At 43.7% G+C, this 21,066-nt stretch carries 19 protein-coding genes and 1 tRNA gene; 4 read left to right on the top strand and 16 right to left on the bottom strand.

All coding sequences use genetic code 11. From position 1 onward, the window contains the following. Positions 1–8 precede the first annotated feature (8 nt). The gene (locus ACYRYY_RS11805; RefSeq protein ID WP_460215809.1) at positions 9–1,445 is read right to left on the bottom strand and encodes a hypothetical protein; all 1,437 of its coding nucleotides are present in this window, start codon (positions 1,443–1,445) and stop codon (positions 9–11) included. A 169-nt stretch (positions 1,446–1,614) separates the two neighbouring features. On the opposite strand from ACYRYY_RS11805, the gene ACYRYY_RS11800 reads away from it, so the two are divergent. Beyond that, complete coding sequence (locus ACYRYY_RS11800; protein ID WP_460215808.1) at positions 1,615–2,217, top strand: TetR/AcrR family transcriptional regulator; 603 nt, start codon at positions 1,615–1,617, stop codon at positions 2,215–2,217. A 422-nt stretch (positions 2,218–2,639) separates the two neighbouring features. Here ACYRYY_RS11800 and ACYRYY_RS11795 read toward each other — a convergent pair. From ACYRYY_RS11795 to prmC, 15 genes are all read right to left on the bottom strand, one after another. Further along, positions 2,640–2,711 (bottom strand) — tRNA-Val (locus ACYRYY_RS11795). A 120-nt stretch (positions 2,712–2,831) separates the two neighbouring features. Then, complete coding sequence (locus ACYRYY_RS11790) at positions 2,832–4,091, bottom strand: DUF1015 domain-containing protein (protein WP_460215807.1); 1,260 nt, start codon at positions 4,089–4,091, stop codon at positions 2,832–2,834. A 9-nt stretch (positions 4,092–4,100) separates the two neighbouring features. Next, positions 4,101–5,279, bottom strand: a complete 1,179-nt coding sequence (gene tyrS / locus ACYRYY_RS11785) for a tyrosine--tRNA ligase (protein WP_460216492.1) — start codon at positions 5,277–5,279, stop codon at positions 4,101–4,103. A 154-nt stretch (positions 5,280–5,433) separates the two neighbouring features. Beyond that, entirely contained in the window at positions 5,434–6,228 is a 795-nt protein-coding gene (locus tag ACYRYY_RS11780) for a prepilin peptidase (RefSeq protein WP_460215806.1), read from the bottom strand. 3 nt (positions 6,229–6,231) lie between these two features. Beyond that, positions 6,232–6,702, bottom strand: a complete 471-nt coding sequence (locus ACYRYY_RS11775; RefSeq protein ID WP_460215805.1) for a chemotaxis protein CheX — start codon at positions 6,700–6,702, stop codon at positions 6,232–6,234. A gap of 41 nt (positions 6,703–6,743) precedes the next feature. Then, positions 6,744–7,544, bottom strand: a complete 801-nt coding sequence (locus ACYRYY_RS11770) for an LpxI family protein (protein ID WP_460215804.1) — start codon at positions 7,542–7,544, stop codon at positions 6,744–6,746. Then, the gene (locus ACYRYY_RS11765) at positions 7,541–8,515 is read right to left on the bottom strand and encodes a Gfo/Idh/MocA family protein (RefSeq protein ID WP_460215803.1); all 975 of its coding nucleotides are present in this window, start codon (positions 8,513–8,515) and stop codon (positions 7,541–7,543) included. Before ACYRYY_RS11765 ends, ACYRYY_RS11770 begins: the two co-directional genes overlap by 4 nt. Before the next feature lie 5 nt (positions 8,516–8,520). After that, the gene (gene lpxA / locus ACYRYY_RS11760) at positions 8,521–9,288 is read right to left on the bottom strand and encodes an acyl-ACP--UDP-N-acetylglucosamine O-acyltransferase (protein WP_460215802.1); all 768 of its coding nucleotides are present in this window, start codon (positions 9,286–9,288) and stop codon (positions 8,521–8,523) included. Next, complete coding sequence (gene fabZ / locus ACYRYY_RS11755) at positions 9,285–9,719, bottom strand: 3-hydroxyacyl-ACP dehydratase FabZ (protein WP_460215801.1); 435 nt, start codon at positions 9,717–9,719, stop codon at positions 9,285–9,287. The genes lpxA and fabZ overlap by 4 nt, the downstream gene beginning before the upstream one ends. Continuing rightward, on the bottom strand, positions 9,694–10,743 hold the full coding sequence (gene lpxD / locus ACYRYY_RS11750) for a UDP-3-O-(3-hydroxymyristoyl)glucosamine N-acyltransferase (protein ID WP_460215800.1): 1,050 nt from the start codon (positions 10,741–10,743) through the stop codon (positions 9,694–9,696). The genes fabZ and lpxD overlap by 26 nt, the downstream gene beginning before the upstream one ends. After that, a complete protein-coding gene (locus ACYRYY_RS11745; RefSeq protein WP_460215799.1) occupies positions 10,725–11,240 on the bottom strand; it encodes an OmpH/Skp family outer membrane protein in 516 nt (171 codons plus the stop codon). The genes lpxD and ACYRYY_RS11745 overlap by 19 nt, the downstream gene beginning before the upstream one ends. Positions 11,241–11,421: 181 nt before the next feature. Next, positions 11,422–13,677 carry an outer membrane protein assembly factor BamA gene (bamA, locus tag ACYRYY_RS11740; RefSeq protein WP_460215798.1) on the bottom strand — a complete coding sequence of 752 codons (2,256 nt, stop codon included), beginning with the start codon at positions 13,675–13,677 and terminating at the stop codon, positions 11,422–11,424. After that, positions 13,674–14,303, bottom strand: coding sequence for an ATP phosphoribosyltransferase (gene hisG, locus ACYRYY_RS11735; RefSeq protein ID WP_460215797.1), 630 nt, complete (start codon positions 14,301–14,303; stop codon positions 13,674–13,676). The genes bamA and hisG overlap by 4 nt, the downstream gene beginning before the upstream one ends. Next, positions 14,303–15,562, bottom strand: a complete 1,260-nt coding sequence (gene murA, locus ACYRYY_RS11730; RefSeq protein ID WP_460215796.1) for a UDP-N-acetylglucosamine 1-carboxyvinyltransferase — start codon at positions 15,560–15,562, stop codon at positions 14,303–14,305. Before murA ends, hisG begins: the two co-directional genes overlap by 1 nt. Beyond that, entirely contained in the window at positions 15,544–16,371 is an 828-nt protein-coding gene (gene prmC, locus ACYRYY_RS11725) for a peptide chain release factor N(5)-glutamine methyltransferase (RefSeq protein ID WP_460215795.1), read from the bottom strand. Before prmC ends, murA begins: the two co-directional genes overlap by 19 nt. 150 nt (positions 16,372–16,521) lie before the next feature. Between prmC and ACYRYY_RS11720 the strand changes: the two genes are divergently transcribed. From ACYRYY_RS11720 to ACYRYY_RS11710, 3 genes are all read left to right on the top strand, one after another. Further along, positions 16,522–17,532 (top strand): helix-turn-helix domain-containing protein, encoded by a 1,011-nt coding sequence (locus tag ACYRYY_RS11720; RefSeq protein ID WP_460215794.1) that lies wholly within the window; start codon positions 16,522–16,524, stop codon positions 17,530–17,532. A 142-nt stretch (positions 17,533–17,674) separates the two neighbouring features. After that, entirely contained in the window at positions 17,675–19,837 is a 2,163-nt protein-coding gene (locus tag ACYRYY_RS11715) for a TonB-dependent receptor (RefSeq protein WP_460215793.1), read from the top strand. A 133-nt stretch (positions 19,838–19,970) separates the two neighbouring features. Beyond that, complete coding sequence (locus ACYRYY_RS11710) at positions 19,971–20,981, top strand: helix-turn-helix domain-containing protein (protein ID WP_460215792.1); 1,011 nt, start codon at positions 19,971–19,973, stop codon at positions 20,979–20,981. The last annotated feature ends 85 nt before the right edge of the window (positions 20,982–21,066 follow it).

Here is a 21,066-nt window from a genome sequence, read left to right as displayed (position 1 = left end):
TCTCCTCCCTAGAAAATAATGTTAGCCCACAGCTCTGCCGTGTAGTTCTTATCAAGGCTGGAATCAACATCATCATAGAATTCTGTGTCTTCCATGCTCAAGTCAGCCATAAGGCTCAAGTACTGCACAGGCTGATACTGTCCGCCGACATAGTAGCTTCTTACGGAGTCCTTCCTCTTGTCGTTTACGTAGTCATACTCGTAACGGTTAAAGGAGGTTCCTGCCCATACATCCATAGTGCGTCCTACTTTCTGGCTTATCTGAACACCGTACTGAAGACGCTCGTTGTCGTTGGAGTCCGCTGTGTTCTTGATGTCCCAGTAGTCTACACTGAACGATATGTAAGTGTTCTCTGAAGGGAGTCCGAAAATGTCGAATTTACCTTTGATTCTCGAATAATCACGGTTGTCGAAGTTCTCTTTACCGCCCACTGCCTTAGCCTCATAGGCCAGACCCGCTGCGAAGTTCTGAAGAAATGACTGATAAACTGCCGCTTCATACTTGTTGTACTTGCTTGCAGCAAGAAGCGTGTTCGTCAGAGGGTTCACTACGTAAGAGTTCTCATAGTCAATCTCGTCAAGAAGACCTTCATACTTCAGCGTGACGATAGTGCCTGTGGCAGCTACTTCATACACGCCTTCGGCGTTCACTGTGGCTGCGTCGTTCAGAAGCGTGTACTCAAGAACAACATTACCGTTAGGGATAGCCTGATCAACTCTCAGCTTAGTGTAGTCGTCTTCTATGTCTGTTACATCAAGACGGACATACTCGGCGCCTATCTTAGTTGCTTCCATCACCTTTACATTGATTCCGCCGCCGAAAACAGTGTCGTCATCAATATCGTAATAGTAGCTTACGGGCTTGCCTCCGAAGGCATAGACCTCAACCATATCACCGAGTTTCACTGAAGCATCTGCTCCGTCAAGCTGGAAGGTGTTCTGGTGGGAAAGATAGAAGCGTCCTACGTTGAGGACTGTGTTCTTGATTACGCCGTCGAACTGAGCATAACCGTGGTAAAGTCTCGGAGCCCAGTCATCGTAGCCGAGCTGGGTATCAAGAGCGTCACGGTGATAATAGTAGTAATCATCGCCCCAGCTCTTCTTGTGGTCTCCGTCAATGTCATCAGCAAATCTTGCGAAAGCGGCAAATCTTACCGTTCCGTCTCCAAGCTTAACTGAATCTGTGTGGACTCTCAGATACTGATAAAAGTCCTGATCGTCTGCGTAGTCGTTTGTACGCAGTCTGTAGCGTGACGTCAGCGTGAGGTAGACCTTAGTGTCATCTGTAAGACCTATACCTTCGTAGCTCTCCTTAAACTGTCCGGGAGAGACCTGCTGCGTCCAGCTGTCCGGCGTGTTTGACGCGCCGTTCTCAAATGCCTGTGCCCCAACTGCAATGAAAAGCAGCAGACACGCAAGCATAGAACTAACCGACAGGTAGCGCATACTTCCTCCTTTGTGGAAATAAATTAAATATCAACGATCGTTGATATTTATATAGCCTACCCATGAGAGTACTGTCAATAAATTTTCAAACAAACGTTGAATGAATTAATACGAGATATCTAAGTTTTTTTGTAGACATAACAAGAAACACTGTGCTAGAAATTTAAATATGCGTAAGAAATCCGATAAGTTTGTAGTAACTCAGCAGGAAATAATTGAAAAAACAATAGATTTAATAGCGACTAAAAGCCTAGCCTTTGTAAGCATGCGAGAAATTTCAAAAGCTGCAAATGTGGATACTGCTCTTCTTTATTACTATTTCAAAAATAAAGAAGACCTCATGTACCAAACGCTTCTGTATATTAACAATACAATGCAGAATGCAATAGTCAGTTTAGATCTTGACTCATGCACCAGTGACGAGCAAAAATTCAAAATCCTTGTGCGCTTCGTTTACGATTATTTATGCTCAAAAATAAACCACGCAAGCACTATGAGACAATTTTCAATTATCGGACACTTATTCTTATCTGAAGCTCTTAGGGATGATGCTCTTTATAAAACCACTAGCAACTGGCGGATATGTGAGTTTCTGGATAGCTTAAACGAAAAAAATGAAACTATAAAAGAACTTGGGGTAGTAGCCACTCTTTTTTGCTATATGCCTATTTATGACTTTGTGATGCATACATTTTTCCCGAAGACCGTAACTGAGAAACAGATAGATATATTTATAAATTCATTATGGTCTTCAATAAATCAAAAAAGCTGAAACATATACTCTTTCATAGTCTAATTCTATATATTTCTTAAATTACCTTTATATTCACAATATTTTGTGAGCTTATCTATAAATCAGTTCTTTATTGGAAAGTAAACTCCAGCCAGAATAAAGATAGTGAAAGATGAATTATTGATTTTCCCGCTGATACGTTACTTTGATGCAGAATATGCGGGATACTATGCCGGGACTTGTAATAACGGTGAGAAATGGCTCTTAGCAGTCAATTCGGACTATGAAATCTCGGGAGCAGTAACAAACGGCAGTAATGTTTACTCACTTTTAGGTTCTGTTGAAGAAAACGGTGAAGCGACAGTAGCCGCTTATGACGAAACTCAGACAGCGCAAATCATCTTTAATCACGGAATAAAAAAGCCAGTGGTTAACCCACTGGCTTTTTTGGTGATTTTAAATAGGCACGGGCGGTTTCGAACCGCCGACCCTTGCGACGTCAACGCAATGCTCTCCCGCTGAGCTACGCGCCTAAAATTTATAAGAGCCCTTTACGGGTTCTCTTCGGCCCATCGGCTGCTTTGAGCCTTCAACAGCACTGCCTGCCGATGTGCGAAAAAACTTATTGCATAACCGGAAGAAAAAATCAATCCCTAAAGATCGTTAATTACTAATCCGGTCTGAAGTTTCGGATAAAAATATGTGGATTTCTGCGGCATAACAAGACCGCTTTCAGAAATTTCCCTAACAACGTCAATATCCACACCCTTCATCAGAAATGCCAGTGCAGGTTTCTTTGACATAAGAGTCTTTATCTGCTCCATTGTCTGAAGGAAGTATATGCCTTCCTTACGGAGGATCTGCTCATCGGATATGCCTGTTCCGGGCTTAATAAGCGTCTCCTGCACTACATAAGGATCTACCTTTCTGTAAATAGGGTGAAGAGTTTCAAGCACTTCGTCCCTGAGTGAGAGCCCGATAAACTTTTCTCCGTTGAATACAACAAAATTCCTCACAGGTCCTTTAACATGAAGAAATTTATCTGCCGCTTCATATGAGTCAAGTTCCTGAGCATCATAGCTGTTGCTCACATTCTCAAGAAAAGTATCGATGCTGAAATCAGCAGGAACTTCCACAACTCTGTGAGTGGGGAAAATCTTGAGTCCTTCGTCATAGAAATTCACAAACATCATCATAACAAAGTCATAAGGTTTAACATTGCCTTCCAGATCTCCGTTCTGCTCTCTTTTAAGCTTTTTGTAGTCCAGAGCAGTTTCGTATCTGTGGTGTCCGTCCGCTATGTAAATAGCCTTGTCCTTCATGAAAGATTCGATCTCTTCAATTACTTTTGTATCAGTAATCTGCCAGATTGTGTTTTTAACACTTTCATCATCCACAGCGGATGCAACAGGCATATTTTTCTTTGCATTAGTGAAAGCAGACGCAAGCTTATTTTCCTTGTCCATGTACAGACCGAAAATCTGGCTGAAGTTGGTCTGACATGCTTTCATAAGCTCGAAACGGTCTTTCTTAGGACCGGAGAGAGTTTTCTCATGGGGAAAAACAGAGCCTTTGCCCAGTTCCTCGAGTTTGAGAAGCCCAATGAAGCCCGTTCTTACATATTCCTTACCGCCGAAGCTGTATATCTGCTCATAGAGATAATAGCCCTGCTCCTTATCACGAAGGAGTGTGCCGTCTTTTTTCCAGTTTTCATAAAGATGTGCAGCGTTCTGGTATTTTACATCGCCTTCGCCGTCCGGAAGGTCAAGCCTTACCACATTAGCAGCACATCTGCCTTTCAGCGTCTCTTTCATTTCATCCGATATTACATCGTACGGAGGGGCGATAACCTGTTTGAGAAGCACCTTCTCAAGATTATAGCGCACACCCATGAAAGGTTTTACAATAGCCACCTGATCCTCCTAGCCTGCTAAGATTCTGGCAAATTTTCTTTTGCCGACTTTAAGTATGTGTTCCCCCGCAGAAGGGGTTATGTCAAGATTTTCGATACGCTCATTGTCGAGATATACACCGCCCTGTTTGGCGATTCTTCTTGCTTCGCCGTTGCTGGGGGCAAAATCAAGTTCTCTGATTATATCGAGCAGATTTTTTGTGCCTGAACTAAACTCCGGCATATCATCAGGGTTCTCTTTGTTGGAGAAAACTTTCTCAAAGTTTTCCCGTGAGTCTTTCCCTGCCTGTTCGCCCCAGTATCTGCTAACTATTTCCACCGCGAGGCGTTTCTTTGCTTCCATTGGGTGAAGTGAGCCGGAGGCTATATCTTTCTTCATCTGCTCTATTTCAGCAAGGCTGAGGTCAGAAAGAAGAAGGTAGTAACGCATCATAAGCTCATCAGTGATAGACATGAGCTTACCGAACATTTCCGAAGGCTGCTCACTGATGCCGACATAATTATTAAGAGATTTGGACATTTTATTAACGCCGTCAAGCCCTTCAAGAATGGGTACTGTGATGGCGTTCTGAGGTCTCTGTTTATGATCTTTCTGAAGTTCTCTGCCTACGAGAAGGTTGAACTTCTGGTCTGTGCCGCCGAGTTCAACATCCGCCTTGAGCGCAACAGAGTCATACCCCTGAACAAGCGGATAGAGAAACTCATGTATGCTGATGGGTCTGTTTTCTTTATATCTTTTTGAAAAATCGTCTCTTTCAAGCATTCTCGCAACAGTGTAGGAAGAAGAGAGCCTGATCATGTCAACCGCTGTCATAGCCTCCATCCATTTGCTGTTGAAGGCAACTTCGGTCTTTTCTGGATCAAGAATTTTAAACACCTGCTCTTTATAGGTTTCAGCGTTTCTGAGAACTTCTTCCTTTGTGAGAGCTTTTCTTGTTTCAGATTTGCCGGAAGGATCGCCTATCATTCCGGTAAAATCTCCGATAAGGAAAATTACCTGATGTCCGAGTTCCTGAAAATGCTTAAGTTTCTGAATAAGAACCGTGTGTCCGAGATGAAGATCCGGTGCGGTGGGGTCAAACCCTGCTTTTATCCTGAGAGGGACACCGGTTTTGAGTGATTGTTCGAGCTTTGCGGAGAGTTCTTCTTCGGAGATGATCTCCTCCGTCCCTCTTCTGATAAGCTCCATCTGCTGATGTACGGGTAGCACTTAGCCCTCCAAATTTATACGGATAAACCGCTTATTCCATGCGGTTTTCCGCCGATTTACGCCTGTGTAAAATCAGCGCAAATTCGTAGTCAATATATACGATCAATCGCCTTAGTTCAAGTAAAGTATTGTTTTAAGCCGATTCACGGAGAAGCAGGCTGATGAGGTACGGCTCAAAGAAAATATAAACAATCGCCGCAACTGCTATAAAAGCACCAAATGGAATCATGTAGTTTTTATTCTTTTTCAGTATTACAAGCGGTATCCCCACAGCCGAGCCTATGACTGCGCTGCCGAAAACTATAAAATATATCGGGACATAACCCAGAAATGCCCCAATCATCATCATGAGCTTTATATCTCCGCCGCCCATGCCTTCCTGTCTGCGTAGTTTTTTATACAGCCATGCAGGTATCCACAAGGACAAAAAACCCGCCACAGCACCTATCAAAGCTGTAAGGATATCAGGGTAAGTGACGAAAGAAAACAACAGTCCGACTAAAGTTCCGCCCAACGTATATGTATCCGGGATTATGCCGCATTCAAAATCTTCATCCGCTGCGGTAAATACATCCGTAAGTCCTGCTCCGAGAAGGAGAAATACAAAAACACAGTATTTAAGAGTGTACCAGCTTAAACCGAATTTGAGAAAAATCAGCAGAAACATAACTCCGGTTAATAACTCAACCAGAGGATACTTAACAGAAATCTTCCCGCCGCAGTCCCTGCACATTCCTTTAAGCACAAGATAGCCGATAACAGGAATATTATGATAAAATCTGATTCGATGCCCGCACTCAGGACAGCTTGAAGGAGGAAATGTTATTGAAACTCCCTTGGGGAGCCTTGCGATAAGCACATTAAGAAAACTTCCGAATACAAGACCTATGACAAAAATATATACAGAAAGAAGAGTAAATAGGGGCAAAATTTAACCTTTCTTTTCCTGAAGAGCCGCCTCTATAACAAAGCTGCTCCCTTCCAAGCTGAATTTAACACAAAGGCTTTTGGTTGTTCTCTGTTTTGCTATTTTGTGGTCTTTGCCGAGAATTACGTTAGGGATGGATATTTTAAATCTCACACCGAGACGTGAGAAAATCTGTTTAGCGCCGCCTGCGATCATGTTGAGGATTTCTCCGATTGCATCTGTTACATCGGGGTCGATGGCGTCTTTTTCTTCGCCTGCAAAACTTTTGTATATTTTAAGGGCGAGTGATTCTGGCATGCTGATGATAACAAACCCGTTAGCATCACCCGCAAGACCGATTACGCCTGAAATTTCGTTCACAAACTCTTTTTCATCACGGACATAGACTTCTTCTTTCCTGGGTTCCGCTCCCACCATTGTTTTAAAAACTTCGCTGGTGGAAATTATAAAAGGGTTGATATGCTCTGCTTTCATTAAGACCTCAAAAAATCCGGCGCATTTATTAACGTTATAATTCAGATGCCCAAAAATGAAATGCCTTTGGAATCAGCAAAAGCTCTGCATCCGTCATAGTCGACAATAAATGTGCTGCCCGCTTCAACTGCCAGAACAGTTCCTTTATTATCTGCTATTTGTTTAAGGGTGTCAACACCAACGGTCGGAATATCAAACCGGTCATCCTGAAACGGGCGCTTTATCTTTATTACAACTGCTTTGCTTTTTGCAAGCCCGCAGCCCCGTTCAATAGCCTTGTCTGTGCCTTCCAACGCTTCAACAGCCATTACAGCACGCTTGCGTACTATAATTGTCTGCCCGATGTCAAGTTCGCCTATTTTTTTTGCTATTGGAAAACCGAAATCGATATCATCCTGTTCTTCTTTATCAGGCACACGGGAGGATATCTGCCCCTTAGGGGCAAGAAAACGGGAGAGAATTTCTGTCTGTTTAAGGACATTTATCCCGTTTGCCTCAAACTCTTCCCTTATGGCGCCCATAACTGTATCGTCACGGAAATCCTTTAATTTAAAAATCAGTTTAAACAGTGTTGCGTCAAAGCGGAGCCTGCCCAGAAGAACATCCTTATCAACTTTTCCGGCGAAGACAACATCTGTCACTTTTTCTTTTTTAAGTGTCTTTATGACCTTACCCACCTGAAGCGGCGAGAACACAGGGAGATCACCGCAGTATGGGCGGAGAAAGTCTGCAACACCTTCGGCAAGTGCAATTACGATATGCTCCTTTCCGGCGGCTTCAAGCTCCCTCTTAACCAGAAGGGGTATCTCTCCCCTTCCGGCGATCAGTCCGACTTTGTTCAAATTCTGACCTCTTCAGCACCTATGCCCTTGGTGAGCATATCGTCAATCTTGAGGGCGATTTTGAGAGATTTAAGCTCATGTTCCACAGTAACCACACGTTTAACAGTGCCGTTTATGCAGTCAATAAAGTGTTTAATCTCCTGTTTAAGCGGGTTGTCCTTATAGACAAAGAGTCTTTCGAGGATGTATTCGTTTCTGTAGTGAAGTTCTTTGTTACCGAACACATGCTGGCTCTGGGCGTTTCTGTATATATTTATGTCCTGACTGGTGTAATCAAGGGTAATGAACGCATCCTTCTGGCTTATGCTCATTATCCTGTCTTTTTTCTGCGTTACACGGCTTACAACTATCTGAGCAGTTGTGTTGCCGTCAAAGCGGATGTTAACCGCCGCATAGTCTGGCAGTTCAGAGTAAACCTTTGAACCGGAAGCCTGAATTTCCACAACATCCGCATTGACCATGTTGACTATTATGTCTATGTCATGGATCATAAGATCAAGGATGATGCTGTCTTTTGCGAAATTGGGGTTGAATGGTCCGACCCTTCTTGACTCAATAAGGTAGGGATTATCGGCTATTTTGCGAAGCTCCTGAACTGCTCCGTTAAACCTCTCAACATGCCCGATATGCAGCACAAGGTTTTTCTTTGCAGCTATTTCAAACAGCTTCTGCGCTTCTTCCAGATTAGTGGTAATAGGCTTCTCCACCAGAACATGTTTGCCTGCCTCAAGACATTCCTTAACTATATCAAAATGATACTTTGTGGGTGCGGCAACAGTTACAGCATCAACTTTCGGAAGCAGATCACGATAATCAGTAAACGCCTCGTATCTGAATCTTGGCTTGAGTTCATCAAGCACAGCCTGCGATACATCGCACATTCCTATCATATTCACATTCTGGAGTTCATCATATATGTTCAGATGGTATTTACCCATCTTTCCGAGTCCTATCAAACCAACTTTAAGCATTGTTCTTATCTCCGGGAGAAGCCCCTTTTGGAAGGCGCTTCTATAAAGTCAATAAACATTTTTATTTCATCAAACTGGGTGAGTTCCTTCAGGAGTGAAGGCACACTTTCCCATGAATTTGAAAGATTGCCGTATATATGCAGAGCTTTTTTCAATTCAAGTCTCGCCTCACTAGTCATTCCTCTTCTGCGCAGCCCCACGACATTAAGTCCGGGGATTCCGCCGTCTGCAAAGAGGCAGAAGTGAGGCACATCCTTAGTAACGCTTGCCCTGTTGCCCAGCATAACCATTGAACCTATTCTGGTGAACTGATGTACTGCGGCATAACCGCCGAACACCGTAAAATCTCCCACATGAACATGCCCCGCTGTGCAGGAATAGTTCGTGAAGATAACGTTGTTGCCCACAACAGAGTCGTGCGCTATGTGAGAACCGGTCATCAGATAGCAGTTGTCCCCAACAAGAGTGATCCAGTTTTCCTTCGTCGTTGCTCTGTGGATTGTGGCAAACTCTCTGATAACACAATTTTTCCCGATTTTAAGCTTGGTGTCTTCGCCTTTGTAGCCAGTGTCCTGCGGCGCTCCGCCCACATGAGCATTGGCACAGATTAATGTTCCTTCGCCTATTTCGGTGTGCATCTCAACAACAGCATTTACGCCGATTTTTACGCCGGCACCGATGCGGCATCCCTTGCCGACATAAGCTCCACGTTCAATCTCCGCTGTTTCGTGTACTTCACTGCCCGAATCAACATATGCCAAAGGACTTATCATTGCACTTCCCTCATAACCGCAGTAAGAACAGCCTCGCAGGCAACTTCACCATCAACGGTTGCCACACATTGTGACTTGAGAAGATCTCTCTTCGCCTTAAGAACTTCACAGCTCAGAGTCAATGTATCGCCCGGCTGAACGATTTTGCGGAATTTTGCGTTTTCTATGGACATGAAAAGAAAAAATTTGTTTTTCCCTGTTTCTCCCTGTTTGTTCAGTGCGTATATCCCTGCTGCCTGCGCCAGAGCTTCGACTATCAGCACTCCGGGCATAACCGGATAACCGGGAAAATGCCCCTGAAAGTGGGGTTCGTTGAATGTTACATTTTTTATTGCCGTTATTCCGTTTTCTCTTATTTCAAGAACCTTGTCTACAAGGAGGAATGGGTAACGGTGGGGAAGAATATCAAGAATCTGTCTCAGATCCATCATTAAGTCTCCTTGAGATTTCATTAACTTTCTTTCTTATATCAGATATTTCCAGCAGAGCGGCATTGTTTTTCATCCATTTCATCTTCGACTGAATAGGAAAACCGCCGTATATTCCGCTTTCATCTATATCTCTGTCTACACCGCCTTGAGCGGCGATAATTGTTTTAGAAGCGATCCTGACATGATCCTTAGTTCCTGATCTCGCTCCGAAAACCACATAGTCACCTATTTCGCAACTTCCGGCAATCCCTGTCTGTCCCACAAAGATGCAGTGCTTGCCGATTCTGGTGTTATGACCGATCTGCACCTGATTATCTATCTTTGTGCCTTCACCGATGACGGTATCACCAAGAGCCCCTCTGTCCACGCAGGAGTTGGATCCTACTTCCACATTATTGCCAAGAACAACTCCGCCAACCTGCGGTATCTTGACAGAAACGCCTTTGTCCTGATAATAGCCGAAACCGTCAGCACCTATAACAGAGCCGGAATGAAGCACAACACCGTTTCCGATGCGGCATCCGTGATAAACCGTGACATTGGGATAAATCACGCAATTATCGCCTATAACAGTTCCGGAACCGATGAATGAGTTGGGGTAAATCACTGTTCCCGCACCGATTACAGCATCTTCAGAAACCGTAGCTCCGGCATCAATGCTGGCGGAGAGTGCTATCTTGGCAGAAGGGGCAATATTTGCCTTCTCACTTATACCTGCTGCTCTTTCCACAACCGGATAGAAAAGATCAATGGCAATTGCCAAAGCCGCACGGGCTTCTTTAACATAAATTACCGGTCTGTCTGCAGCAAATGAATTGCCCTCCGGAATGATAAAAGCGGAAGCTGCCCCTTTGAGAGCAGCCTCCGCCAGTTTCTTGTCAAACAGAAAGGACACACATCCGCTTTCAGCAGAGTCAACAGGACGGATGCCTGTAACTTCAGCATCCTTTCCTTCAAGCCGTCCGCCGAGTTTTGCGGCAATTTCCGAAAGCTTAAGCTTTCCGCTTATTTTTTTGCGTTCCATTCCTTGTTATACCTTTCGATAACTATGTCGGTGATATCCACTTTGTCTGAAAAATACATAACGCCTGCATGCTGAAACTCGACTATGAGTTCATAAGCAAGTTCTTTTCCAAGTTTTTCAGTGATGTCAAGAACCTCTGACTCTATATCCTTAAGATAACGTGCCTCTATTCTCTGGAGCTGGTTGGAATAGTCCTTTTTAGCGCCGTTAAACTCTCTTACAAGTCTATTGATTTCCGCAGTTCTTTTGTCTTTGGCTTCAGGAGTGAGCAGGTTTGCCTGCTTTTCAAAATCGTTCTGAAGCTTTGTAATCTCTTTGCTGAGTTTTTCAAGCTCTGTGTCAAACTCTGCTGCTTTGGTTTTCAGCTTACTGTAGACGGATTTGCCCGAATCCGAAGTGCTAAGCACTTTCTGAAAGTTGACGACACCAATCTTGGCAAACGCCGTACCGGACATCATAAGAACCGCTGCAACAACTAAAGCCGTAAGTTTACTCATTAAAATAGCCTCCATATTTGATTATCACAAATTTTCCCTCCTGGAAATTTGTGATACACGCTCGCGGGCAGCCCACTGCCCTTCGCTACGCACGGCGCAGTCACATCCTTGTGGCTGTATATATGTTTATATGCCTTTGCTTACATTACTCATGCTACACCCCAAGCGCACCTGTGTGAGCTTAGAACATACCGCCCATTGAGAATTCCCATCTGCCGGACTTTTTGCCGTCATCACGGTCAAGGGGGATACCATATTCGATTCTGATAGGTCCGATGGGGCTGTACCAGCGGAAGCCGATACCCACACCCTGATAAAAATCACCGCTGAGATAATCCTCATCTGTGTCGTTAACCTGCCCGGCGTCATAGAACAAAGCTCCTTTGAAACCTTGATCAGCAGCGATGGGGAAGATAAATTCCGCATTAAAGAGGAACATCTTATTACCGCCGTAGTCATAGCCGTCTTCATCCTTGGGTGATATGTCGCCGTATTTATAACCTCTTACACTGTAGATACCGCCAAGCCTGAAACGTTCATCAACAGGAAGTCTGCCTTCACCGTTTGAGTCAAGATAACCGCCCTCAAGGTGCAGCATTCCTACGAATTTCCACCACAGCGGGATAAATTCAGTAGTTTCGACACCTGTTTTGTAATAGTCGTTATCACCGCCGAGGGGTCCGCCGGCATATTTATAATAGATTCTGGAGATATTACCCTCAGTGGGGTCAACGGGGTGGTTGGTTGTTCTGAAGTTGAGTATGGGAGTGATACTTACTGTTGTGTACTCTCCTTCCTGCTCCTTAATATACCTTGAAGCGTCATCATCAATATCAGAGATCTCTTCGTTTTCAAATGCCAGTTTATATGTGGCGTAAAGTTTACGTCCGATTACAGGGTGACCGAGTCTGAGTGCCACACCGTCATTATGCTTATCATATTCATAATAGTTTCTTTTCAGTTTATAGAGATCCACACCCAGAGTGATGGGTTTGTCAAGGAACCATGGGTCGGTAAGTGAAATGGTATAGTCAGTTCTTTTGCTGGCAAACTCAGCCTTGAGGTCTGTGGTGTAGCCTGAACCGAACAGGTTTTTCTTCTGAAGTCTCAGCATGAACATCAGCTCATCCACTGAAGAATAACCCATACCTATGCTGAAAAAGCCTGTTCTTTTGTCCTTAACACCGACATTAAGATCAACAGAGGAATCGTCCACTCTTTTTTCATCGAGCCGCACTTCTTCAAAATAGTCAGTGAATTCTATATTTTTCTTAGAGCTTTTGATTTTGCGGCTGTCGTAGATATCACCTTCGGCTATATCCATTTCACGCCTGATTACTCTGTCTTTAGTGTCGGCGTTACCTCTTATGTTGATACGGCTGATCTTAACAAGGACATTTTCTTCAACCTTATAAGTCAGAGATACTGTTTTTGCGGCACTGTCTTCCTTTGTAACCGGTTCAACGTTTGCAAAAGCGTATCCTATTTCCGTGAAACGGTCAGTAAGGCGTTTTATATCATTCTGAAACTCTTCAACATTAAACCATTCGCCGGGTTTAAGCACTGTGACAGTTTCGAGTTCTTTATCTGTGCGGTGTTTATTACCGTCAAATGCGACTTTGTCTATTTTATATCTGTCCCCTTCTTCTATGGGAAAAATCAGGGTAAGTTTCTTCTTCTTTTCATCGTTAACTTTAATTTCAGGCTCGCCGACACGTACTTTGATATAGCCTTTCTTCATATATTCGCCGCGGATCTTCTCGACATCAACCTCAAGAAGCTCCTGCTTGAGCTTGCCGCTTCCGGTGAGCCATGAAAAAAAGCCTTTTTCCTTTGTGGAAAGCATCTTAAGAAGTTCTTTATCTGTATAGAAGCTGTTGCCGGAGAAAACTATATCGTATACTCGTGCTTCGGGTCCCTCTTCAATACGGAAGAAAACATCCACAGAGTTATTGCTTCTGTCTTCTATATCAGCCTTAACGGAGGCTGAGTAGTATTTTTCGTCATGATAAACGCTTATAATCTTGTTTATGTTTTCTTCAATCTTAGCTCTGTCAAGAATCTGACCTTCCATCGGAATCATGTCTTCGGTGATGTAAGTTTCCCTGACATTGATGTTCCCTTCAAGATAAACCTTCTTTACATAGGGTTTTTCCTTAACCATATAGACAAGAGTCAGCTTGTCGTCGTCCACCCTCATGTCCACCTGAACATCGACAACAAGGTCAGTGGCAAAAATCTCCTTTATGGAGGCGCTGACTTTGTTCATGTCGAACTCTTCACCGGCTTTAACAGTATATCTGAGGAAAGTTTCGGAAGGAACACGCCTGTTCCCTTCTATTTTGACAAGGTCTATTACTGCGGCGTATGAGTTTGCCGCAAAGGTTAAGATGAGTACACTAAAAAAAAAATTAATAAAAAACTTTTTAAAATTCATATCCCGCCCAGCCGCTTAATTATTTCTTTAACGCGCTCGTGTTTGAGTCTGGTCATACTTTTGTTTCCGATTAGCCTTGCTGTGGATTCAAGCATTGTCTCAATGACCTCAAGCCCGTTTTTTTTCAATGTCTGCCCCGTGGAGACAAGGTCGACTATCATATCTGAAAGACCAACGATGGGGGCAAGCTCAATTGAACCGTATAATTTTATTGTTTCTACAAAAACGCCTTTCTTAGCAAAAAAATCCTTAGTCATTCTCGGGTATTTGGTAGCGACAACCATATCATGTCTGTATCTGCTGTTGCCGTCTTTCACTCCTGCGACGCAAAGTCTGCACCCGCCGAAGCCGAGATCCATAAACTCGTAAACATCCGCTGCGGTTTCCTTAACAATGTCAAGACCGACTATGCCCAGATCCGCTGCACCGTGTTCAACATAAGTGGGAACATCCATGTTGCGCACCAGCATATAACGCATGCCGTGCTTTTCATCAAGGAAAACAAGCTTTCTGCTCTCCTCGTCCACCACTCCTTCCTGAGTGATGCCCTTAGACACAAAAAGTTCAATGGTTTCATCCGCCAGCCTGCCCTTAGGCAGAGCAACGGTTATTATATCGTTGTTCATTATTCAGCCGTCCTTGTAATATCAGCACCGAGAAGAGAAAGCTTTTCATCAAAACGCTCGTACCCTCTGTCCAGATGATAAACACGGAGGATCTCGCTTGTGCCCTCCGCCATCAGTGCCGCAATGACGAGGCTTGCGCTCGCCCTGAGATCAGATGCCATAACCGGGGCGCCGGTGAATTTCTCCACTCCTCTGATAATTGCGGATTTATCCTTGAGTTTAATATCCGCCCCCATGCGTTTGAGTTCGGATACATGCATAAACCTGTTTTCAAAAATGGTCTCTGTAATAACGGAGACACCCTGTGATGCCGCCATAACAGACATGAACTGCGCCTGCATATCCGTGGGAAAGCCCGGATATGGCTGAGTGGAAATATCCGTTCCCTCCAGCCGTCCGTTCTTTTCAACAGTTATAGTGGAGTCATTCACAACTTTTATGTTTAAACCGGTCTGTACCAACTTGTCTATTATAGCAGTCATTGAGGAGACAGGGGCGTTTTCCAGAGTAACTTTTCCGCCTGCGCAGGCAACAGCACAAAGGAATGTACCTGCCTCTATCCTGTCAGGCATAACGATATAATCATTACTGTTAAGCTTTTCCACGCCTTTGACACGGATAATGGTTGTGCCTTCACCCTCAATTTTCGCCCCCATTTTTTTGAGGAAACGGGCGAGATCCACAACCTCCGGCTCCTGTGCTGCGTTATACAGAACAGTTTCACCTTCCGCAAGAGCGGCAGCCATGAGAATATTCTCTGTTCCGGTGACAGTAACCATATCAAAAGTAATTTCAGCGCCTTTCAGTCTTTCGCATTCGGCTTCTATGTAGCCATGGGCAACATTTATATCAGCACCCATAAGCTTAAGCGCTTTAATATGCTGATCCACCGGGCGCTCACCTATGGCGCATCCGCCGGGGAGAGAAACTTTCGCTTTCTTTTTTCTGGCAAGGAGAGGACCAAGCGCCAGAACACTCGCCCTCATAGTCTTAACAAGCTCATAGGGTGCGACAATTTTGTCCATATCATCAGAGCAGGTAAGAAAAATATCACCGTTTTTCCTCTCTGCCGAAACTCCTACTTCACCAAGAAGAGAGAGCATTGTTCTTATATCCTTCAAATCGGGAACATTAGATATTTTGTATGAGCCTTCCGCAAGGATTACTGCGGAGAGAATAGGAAGGCAGGCATTTTTAGCACCGCCAATGCGTACAGAACCGTTGAGGGGCTTGCCCCCGTTTATGACCAGCTTTTCCAAAAAAGCACCCTTTTCATCCCGCTCAGATCACAGTAAAAGCGATGTTCAGAACCTGCTGAAAAACCGCTGAAAATACTGCTGAGAGCATTGAATTGACCCGCACCAATCTCGGCAAGAGCCACCCAGTTTTTATTACATAATTCAGGCACTATGTCTATCAGTTTTTTATAGAACACAAGCCCTTCATCTTCTGCCACCAGAGCCTGAAAAGGTTCGTACATAACACTTTTTTCAAGCTCTTTATACTCCTGTTCCGTAACATACGGCGGATTGCACAAAACCATATCAAACCCGCCATGCAAGGGGAGTTCACCCAATACATCACCCTGAATAAACTCCGCTCTGTCTTCAAGAGAAAGTCTTCTGCTGTTTTCCTTCGCCACTTTAAGTGCATCAGGGCTTATATCCACACCTGTTCCCGTGGCACCCTCCATTTCCGCAAGAACGGAAAGAAGAATACAGCCCGAACCAGTGCAGAGATCAAGTACCCTTGGGTTCTTTTTGGGCGCAAGTTCAATAGCCTTTTCCACAAGAATTTCTGTTTCAAACCTCGGAATCAGGACACTTTCGTTCACATAAAACTCACGCCCGTAAAAATACCGGCGGTTTGTTATGTAAGCCGGCGGTACACCGTCTTTAAGCTTTGAAATAACCGCTTCTGCCTTTTCATCGAAGCAGATTTTTTCCGATAAAAGGAGGGGAATGCGCTCGTATTCCACATCAAGAAGAAATGCCGTGATATCCATCGCATCTGAACGGTTGGGTATAATGTTTAAAATCTCTCTTAAAAGAGTTGAAACTGTAATCATCAAAAAAGCTCCGCTTAATGACTGATTTGTACCCTAAAGAGCCGTACATAGCAAGGAATTCACTTTTACAAAAAATGAGTAATATATCAAATTGACTCTTTTGTAAATAAATACTAAGATAGTTAGAAGTGCAAAACAACGGTATTAGCTATGCTTAATGAAATATCCACCACTGTGAACGAAGCTGTTAATAACACAGATAAAAATTCTGTACGTCCGGCTTCCTCGCCTTATCTGAAATATGCCGGTGAGTATCTCTTCACTCCGGAAATAGGCTATTTCGCCATGGATGTACCCGCAGGGGAAAATCTCACAACCAGTTTTCAGACTTCTAACAGTTCTGTAGGCTTCATATTCTGCCTCGGCGGTTCAATGGTATTTTCAATCACAAAGAACGGACTGACCTACGAATATAAATTAAGTCAGGGGGAATGCAGCATCACTTACCTGCCTTATGCTACAGGAAACTCTACTGTTGACACCCGGAAAAGATACCGTGCGGTTAATATGTTTGTGGTTCCAGCGAGGCTGCGTAATCACTCCTTCGGACATCCGCAGGCAGAACGCTTTCTGGCTGAACTTACTGATTTATCAAATGATACTGTCTTCCTGCATAAAGGAGTCATGACAAAGAATATTCTTAGGATTCTTCAGGAACTTGTCAATACAAAGGCATCGGGTTTTTCATACAGAAATCTCGATATGTCAAAGCTTTATGAAATAATAATGTCCACTGTGGAGAACCTGAACTCCGGCAAACTGTATAAACCCAAAAATATTCTTCAGCCGGAGGATGTGGAACTTATCCTTAATGCAGGAAAAATAATAGCGGAAAACCTTTCCAGTCCGCCTTCCCTGCCCTCCCTTTCAAAAGCGACAGGGCTTAACATGTTCAAGCTGAAAAACGGTTTTAAAGAGGTTTTCGGTACAACTGTCAACAAATTTGTAACAGAAAAGCGTATGGAAAAAGCAAAACTGATGCTTGAAAACGGCAAGTACAGCGTCAGCGACGCCGCATGGGATCTCGGATATACAAATGTCAGTCATTTTATTGAGCTTTTCAGGAGACAACACGGAATAACTCCCGGAAAAATGCTTTCCGAGCAGCGAAATCTGTCAGCATCGAAGTTAATAGCAAACGCCAGACACAGCCTGACTTAATTTTTCGTATATTTTAAATCCCTTCTCAGGTAGTCCCTCAACATCCCGTATCTTATAATTATCTAACTTTATTATAACCAATTAACTATCAGTTTAGATGCAAAACTGAAATAAAATCAATTTTCGGGAGAGGTTATATTTTATGTTCAAAAAAAAATTATTAGGCACAATACTCGCCGCAGCGGTTATTTTACCCGCACATGTTTATGCGGCAGAAAAGAAAAATGATGAAAATTCCATCTTTCTTGACAATGTCACAGTAACCGCAAGAAAAGCGGAAGAATCGCCAAAAGATGTTCCATTCAGCCTTTCTGTGATAGACGGCAGCGAAATAACAAACAGAGGCATAAAAAACTTTGAGGACATGCTCAAACAGACAACCGGTGTTGAAACAAGCACATACGGAGGCGTTAATACAAGAATTGTACGCATGCGCGGCGTTGGTTCGCTCCAGCAGGTCAGCCCTGATGATACATCTGTAATAATCAATATTGACGGTGTTCCGAATAATGCGGGAACAGCAACGTTAAGCACCATGGATATTGAACGTGTGGAAGTTCTCAAGGGACCGCAGGGAACTCTTATGGGGCGCAACAGCCAGTCCGGCGCAATAAACATAATCAGCAAAAAACCCACCAAAGAGTTTGAAGGATACATCCGAGGAGAATACGGCGAGGATGATACATTCTTCACTGAAGGCGCAGTAAGCGGCCCTCTTGCTGATAAATTAAGCGCAAGGCTCGCAGCACGCTACTCAGGATATGACAACCAGATACATTATTACGGCACAAACAAACCTGTAAGCGAACCTGAAGATATGGCTGTGCGGGGAACCCTTCTCTGGAAGCCATCATCAAAGACGGATGTCACGCTTATTGCAGGCTACGAAGAGGTAAACAACAGACCGGAATTCAGAGTCATGATGCCCTATGACGACAAGCAGGAAGTTGACATACCTGAAGGCGCATCAGATGCGGATAAGGACACAAACAGATATTCACTTGAAATAAACCATAGATTCGCCAAGGCAGTATTCACTTCAATAACCGGCTATACTGATGTGGAATCAAACGAGAAGCAGTTTCTCTATGACGGCATACTCTTCAGAAAACTGAGAGGAGTAACCGGAGACGGCAGCAGAACTGTGGTAAACCAAAGCACTGCCTTCACACAGGAATTCCGCCTTTCCTCCAAACCAAAGGATAAAATATTCTGGGTGACGGGTTTCAGCTACTACTATATGGACAGAGATCTTATAAATAAAGACGCATGGAGTACGTTTCAGCCAACGTACACCTTTAACGCTGAAATGGATGTAAACTTCAAAACCCGCAGTCAGGGTGTTTTCGGCGAGATGACCTACCCCGTCACTGAAAAGCTCAAACTCACCGGCGGTTTGAGATACACCTGGGAGAAAAAGGAATATGATGCAGATTGGGCAGCCAATCCATCCAACCCCAACCCCGTGCGTACAGCTTCCGACAAGGGTGAAATTGACGACGACTACATGACAGGGCGTGCGGCTCTCAGTTACGAACTCACAAAAACTGTCAATATATATGGTGTTTACGCCAGAGGACATAAAACTGCGGGTTTTAACGAATGGGCAACCGGCTTCATTACCGGAACAAGGGAAGACCGCTACTATGATGAAACAGAAGTGGATAGCTATGAGCTGGGCTTCAAATATGAATCAGCAGACCGCAGATTCGGACTTAACGGTTCAGTATTCTATAATGACAACAAGGATGATCACGTTCTTGTTTACAATTATACAATAAATGCCAGCGATGTTGAAAACTTTGATACAGAGTCAAAAGGTATTGAGCTTGAAGGATATGCCAAACTCGGCAGATTTCTCATTAATGCCGGCTTGGGATATACTGACACAGAAATAAAATCAGTGCCCGCAAGCAGCACATCAGGGGCGGAAGAAGGCAACAAAGTCCCCGATACCCCTGAATGGAATGGAACCTTGTCTGTATCGTACTTTCACGAGCTGCCCTCATTCCTCGGAATGAAAGAACCTGTGTTCTTCTCAAAAGTCACAGACAGATATGTGGGCAGCCGTGCAGGCGACCCCGCCGATAATTTCGAGTTTGATTCATACCACAAACTTGATGCCCGCATAGGGATAATGAACGGCGGCTTTGAGATCTACGCATGGGGAGATAATCTTCTGGATGAACGCTATGACCTTTTCGGCTGGTATTACGGAGTATCCGCTGTTGACGGCGATCAGGTTGTCATAGGTATGCCTTCAAAGGGGCGCACTCTGGGAATCGGAGCAGCCTACTACTTCTGATAACTTTCAAAACCTGTCAGGTTTTACTGTAATAAAAAGGGGAGCGGCTATATGCTGCCCCTTTTTTTTAATTTGACATCTGCATTTTTATAGCTAAAATAGTTAGAATAAACTAAATTTCCGCAGGTCTATAATGAGCAGCAGAATATCAGTGAGTCTGGGGCAGTCAGGTTCTGAAATAAACAGTGCAGTCATTGACATAAAAGCCTCAGAACTTTCAGGGTATATTATACAGCACTCTCTTGTTCCAGGCATAAGTTACTGTTCTCTTGATGTGCCTTCAGGTAAAATGCTTAAAACCAGATTTAATACATCAAGCTGCCCCCTTGAGTTTCTTTTCTGTCTTTCAGGCTCATCGGTTACAACTTTAAAGAAAAACGGAAAACTCTACGAATACCGCTTGAATCAGGGAGAATGCAGTGTTGCATACGTACCAGGTTGTTCAGGCGTATCAGTAACTGATAAAAAAAATGGATACAAAGTTATAAATATTTTTGTTGATCCTGACTATTTCAAAGAACTAACTTCCGGATGCTATGAACTTGAACATTTTTTTGAAGGAATAATCAGCAAATCAAAGAACAGACTTTTTCTTGCTAAACAATTTTTAACAAAGGAAATGTTAGCAGGATTGGACGAACTGACCCAACTTGATACTGAAAAATCTTCACCTAAAATCCAAAAAGTTTCAATTCTTTACGACATAATAACTCTGGTTTTTAAAAGCATTGCACATGGTGATACTTCCAAACAGCAAAAATTTCTCCGCCCATATGAACTGCGTTCAGTGATGACCGCAGGAAAGCTCATTACTGAAAACCTCATATCCCCCCTCACAGTGGCAAAACTCTCAAAAGCAACAGGCCTTAATCCTTCAAAACTTCAGAAGGGCTTCAGAGAAATGTTCGGAACAACGGTTTATGGATTCATAAACACAAAACGTATGGAAAAAGCAAAACTTATGCTGAAAAGCGGCAGATACAGCGTAAGTGACACAGCATGGGATCTCGGATATACAAATGTCAGTCATTTTATAAAGCTTTTCAGCAGACACTACGGCATCACACCCGGTCAGTTTCTGACTCAAACATATAAAGCCAACGCCGGAAACCTTATTTCAGAGGCTCAGAGTAAAATTATATAGCTTTTCGTATATTTTAAGTTTGAAGCGAGGTAGTTTAAGTCATCTTCTCATCTTATACTTCCCTAACTTTTTTTCGGAGGTAATG

The sequence above is a fragment of the Geovibrio sp. ADMFC3 genome, from assembly GCF_054687035.1.
The sequence above is the reverse complement of the archived record's forward strand: the minus strand, read 5'-3'. Positions and strand labels throughout refer to the sequence as shown.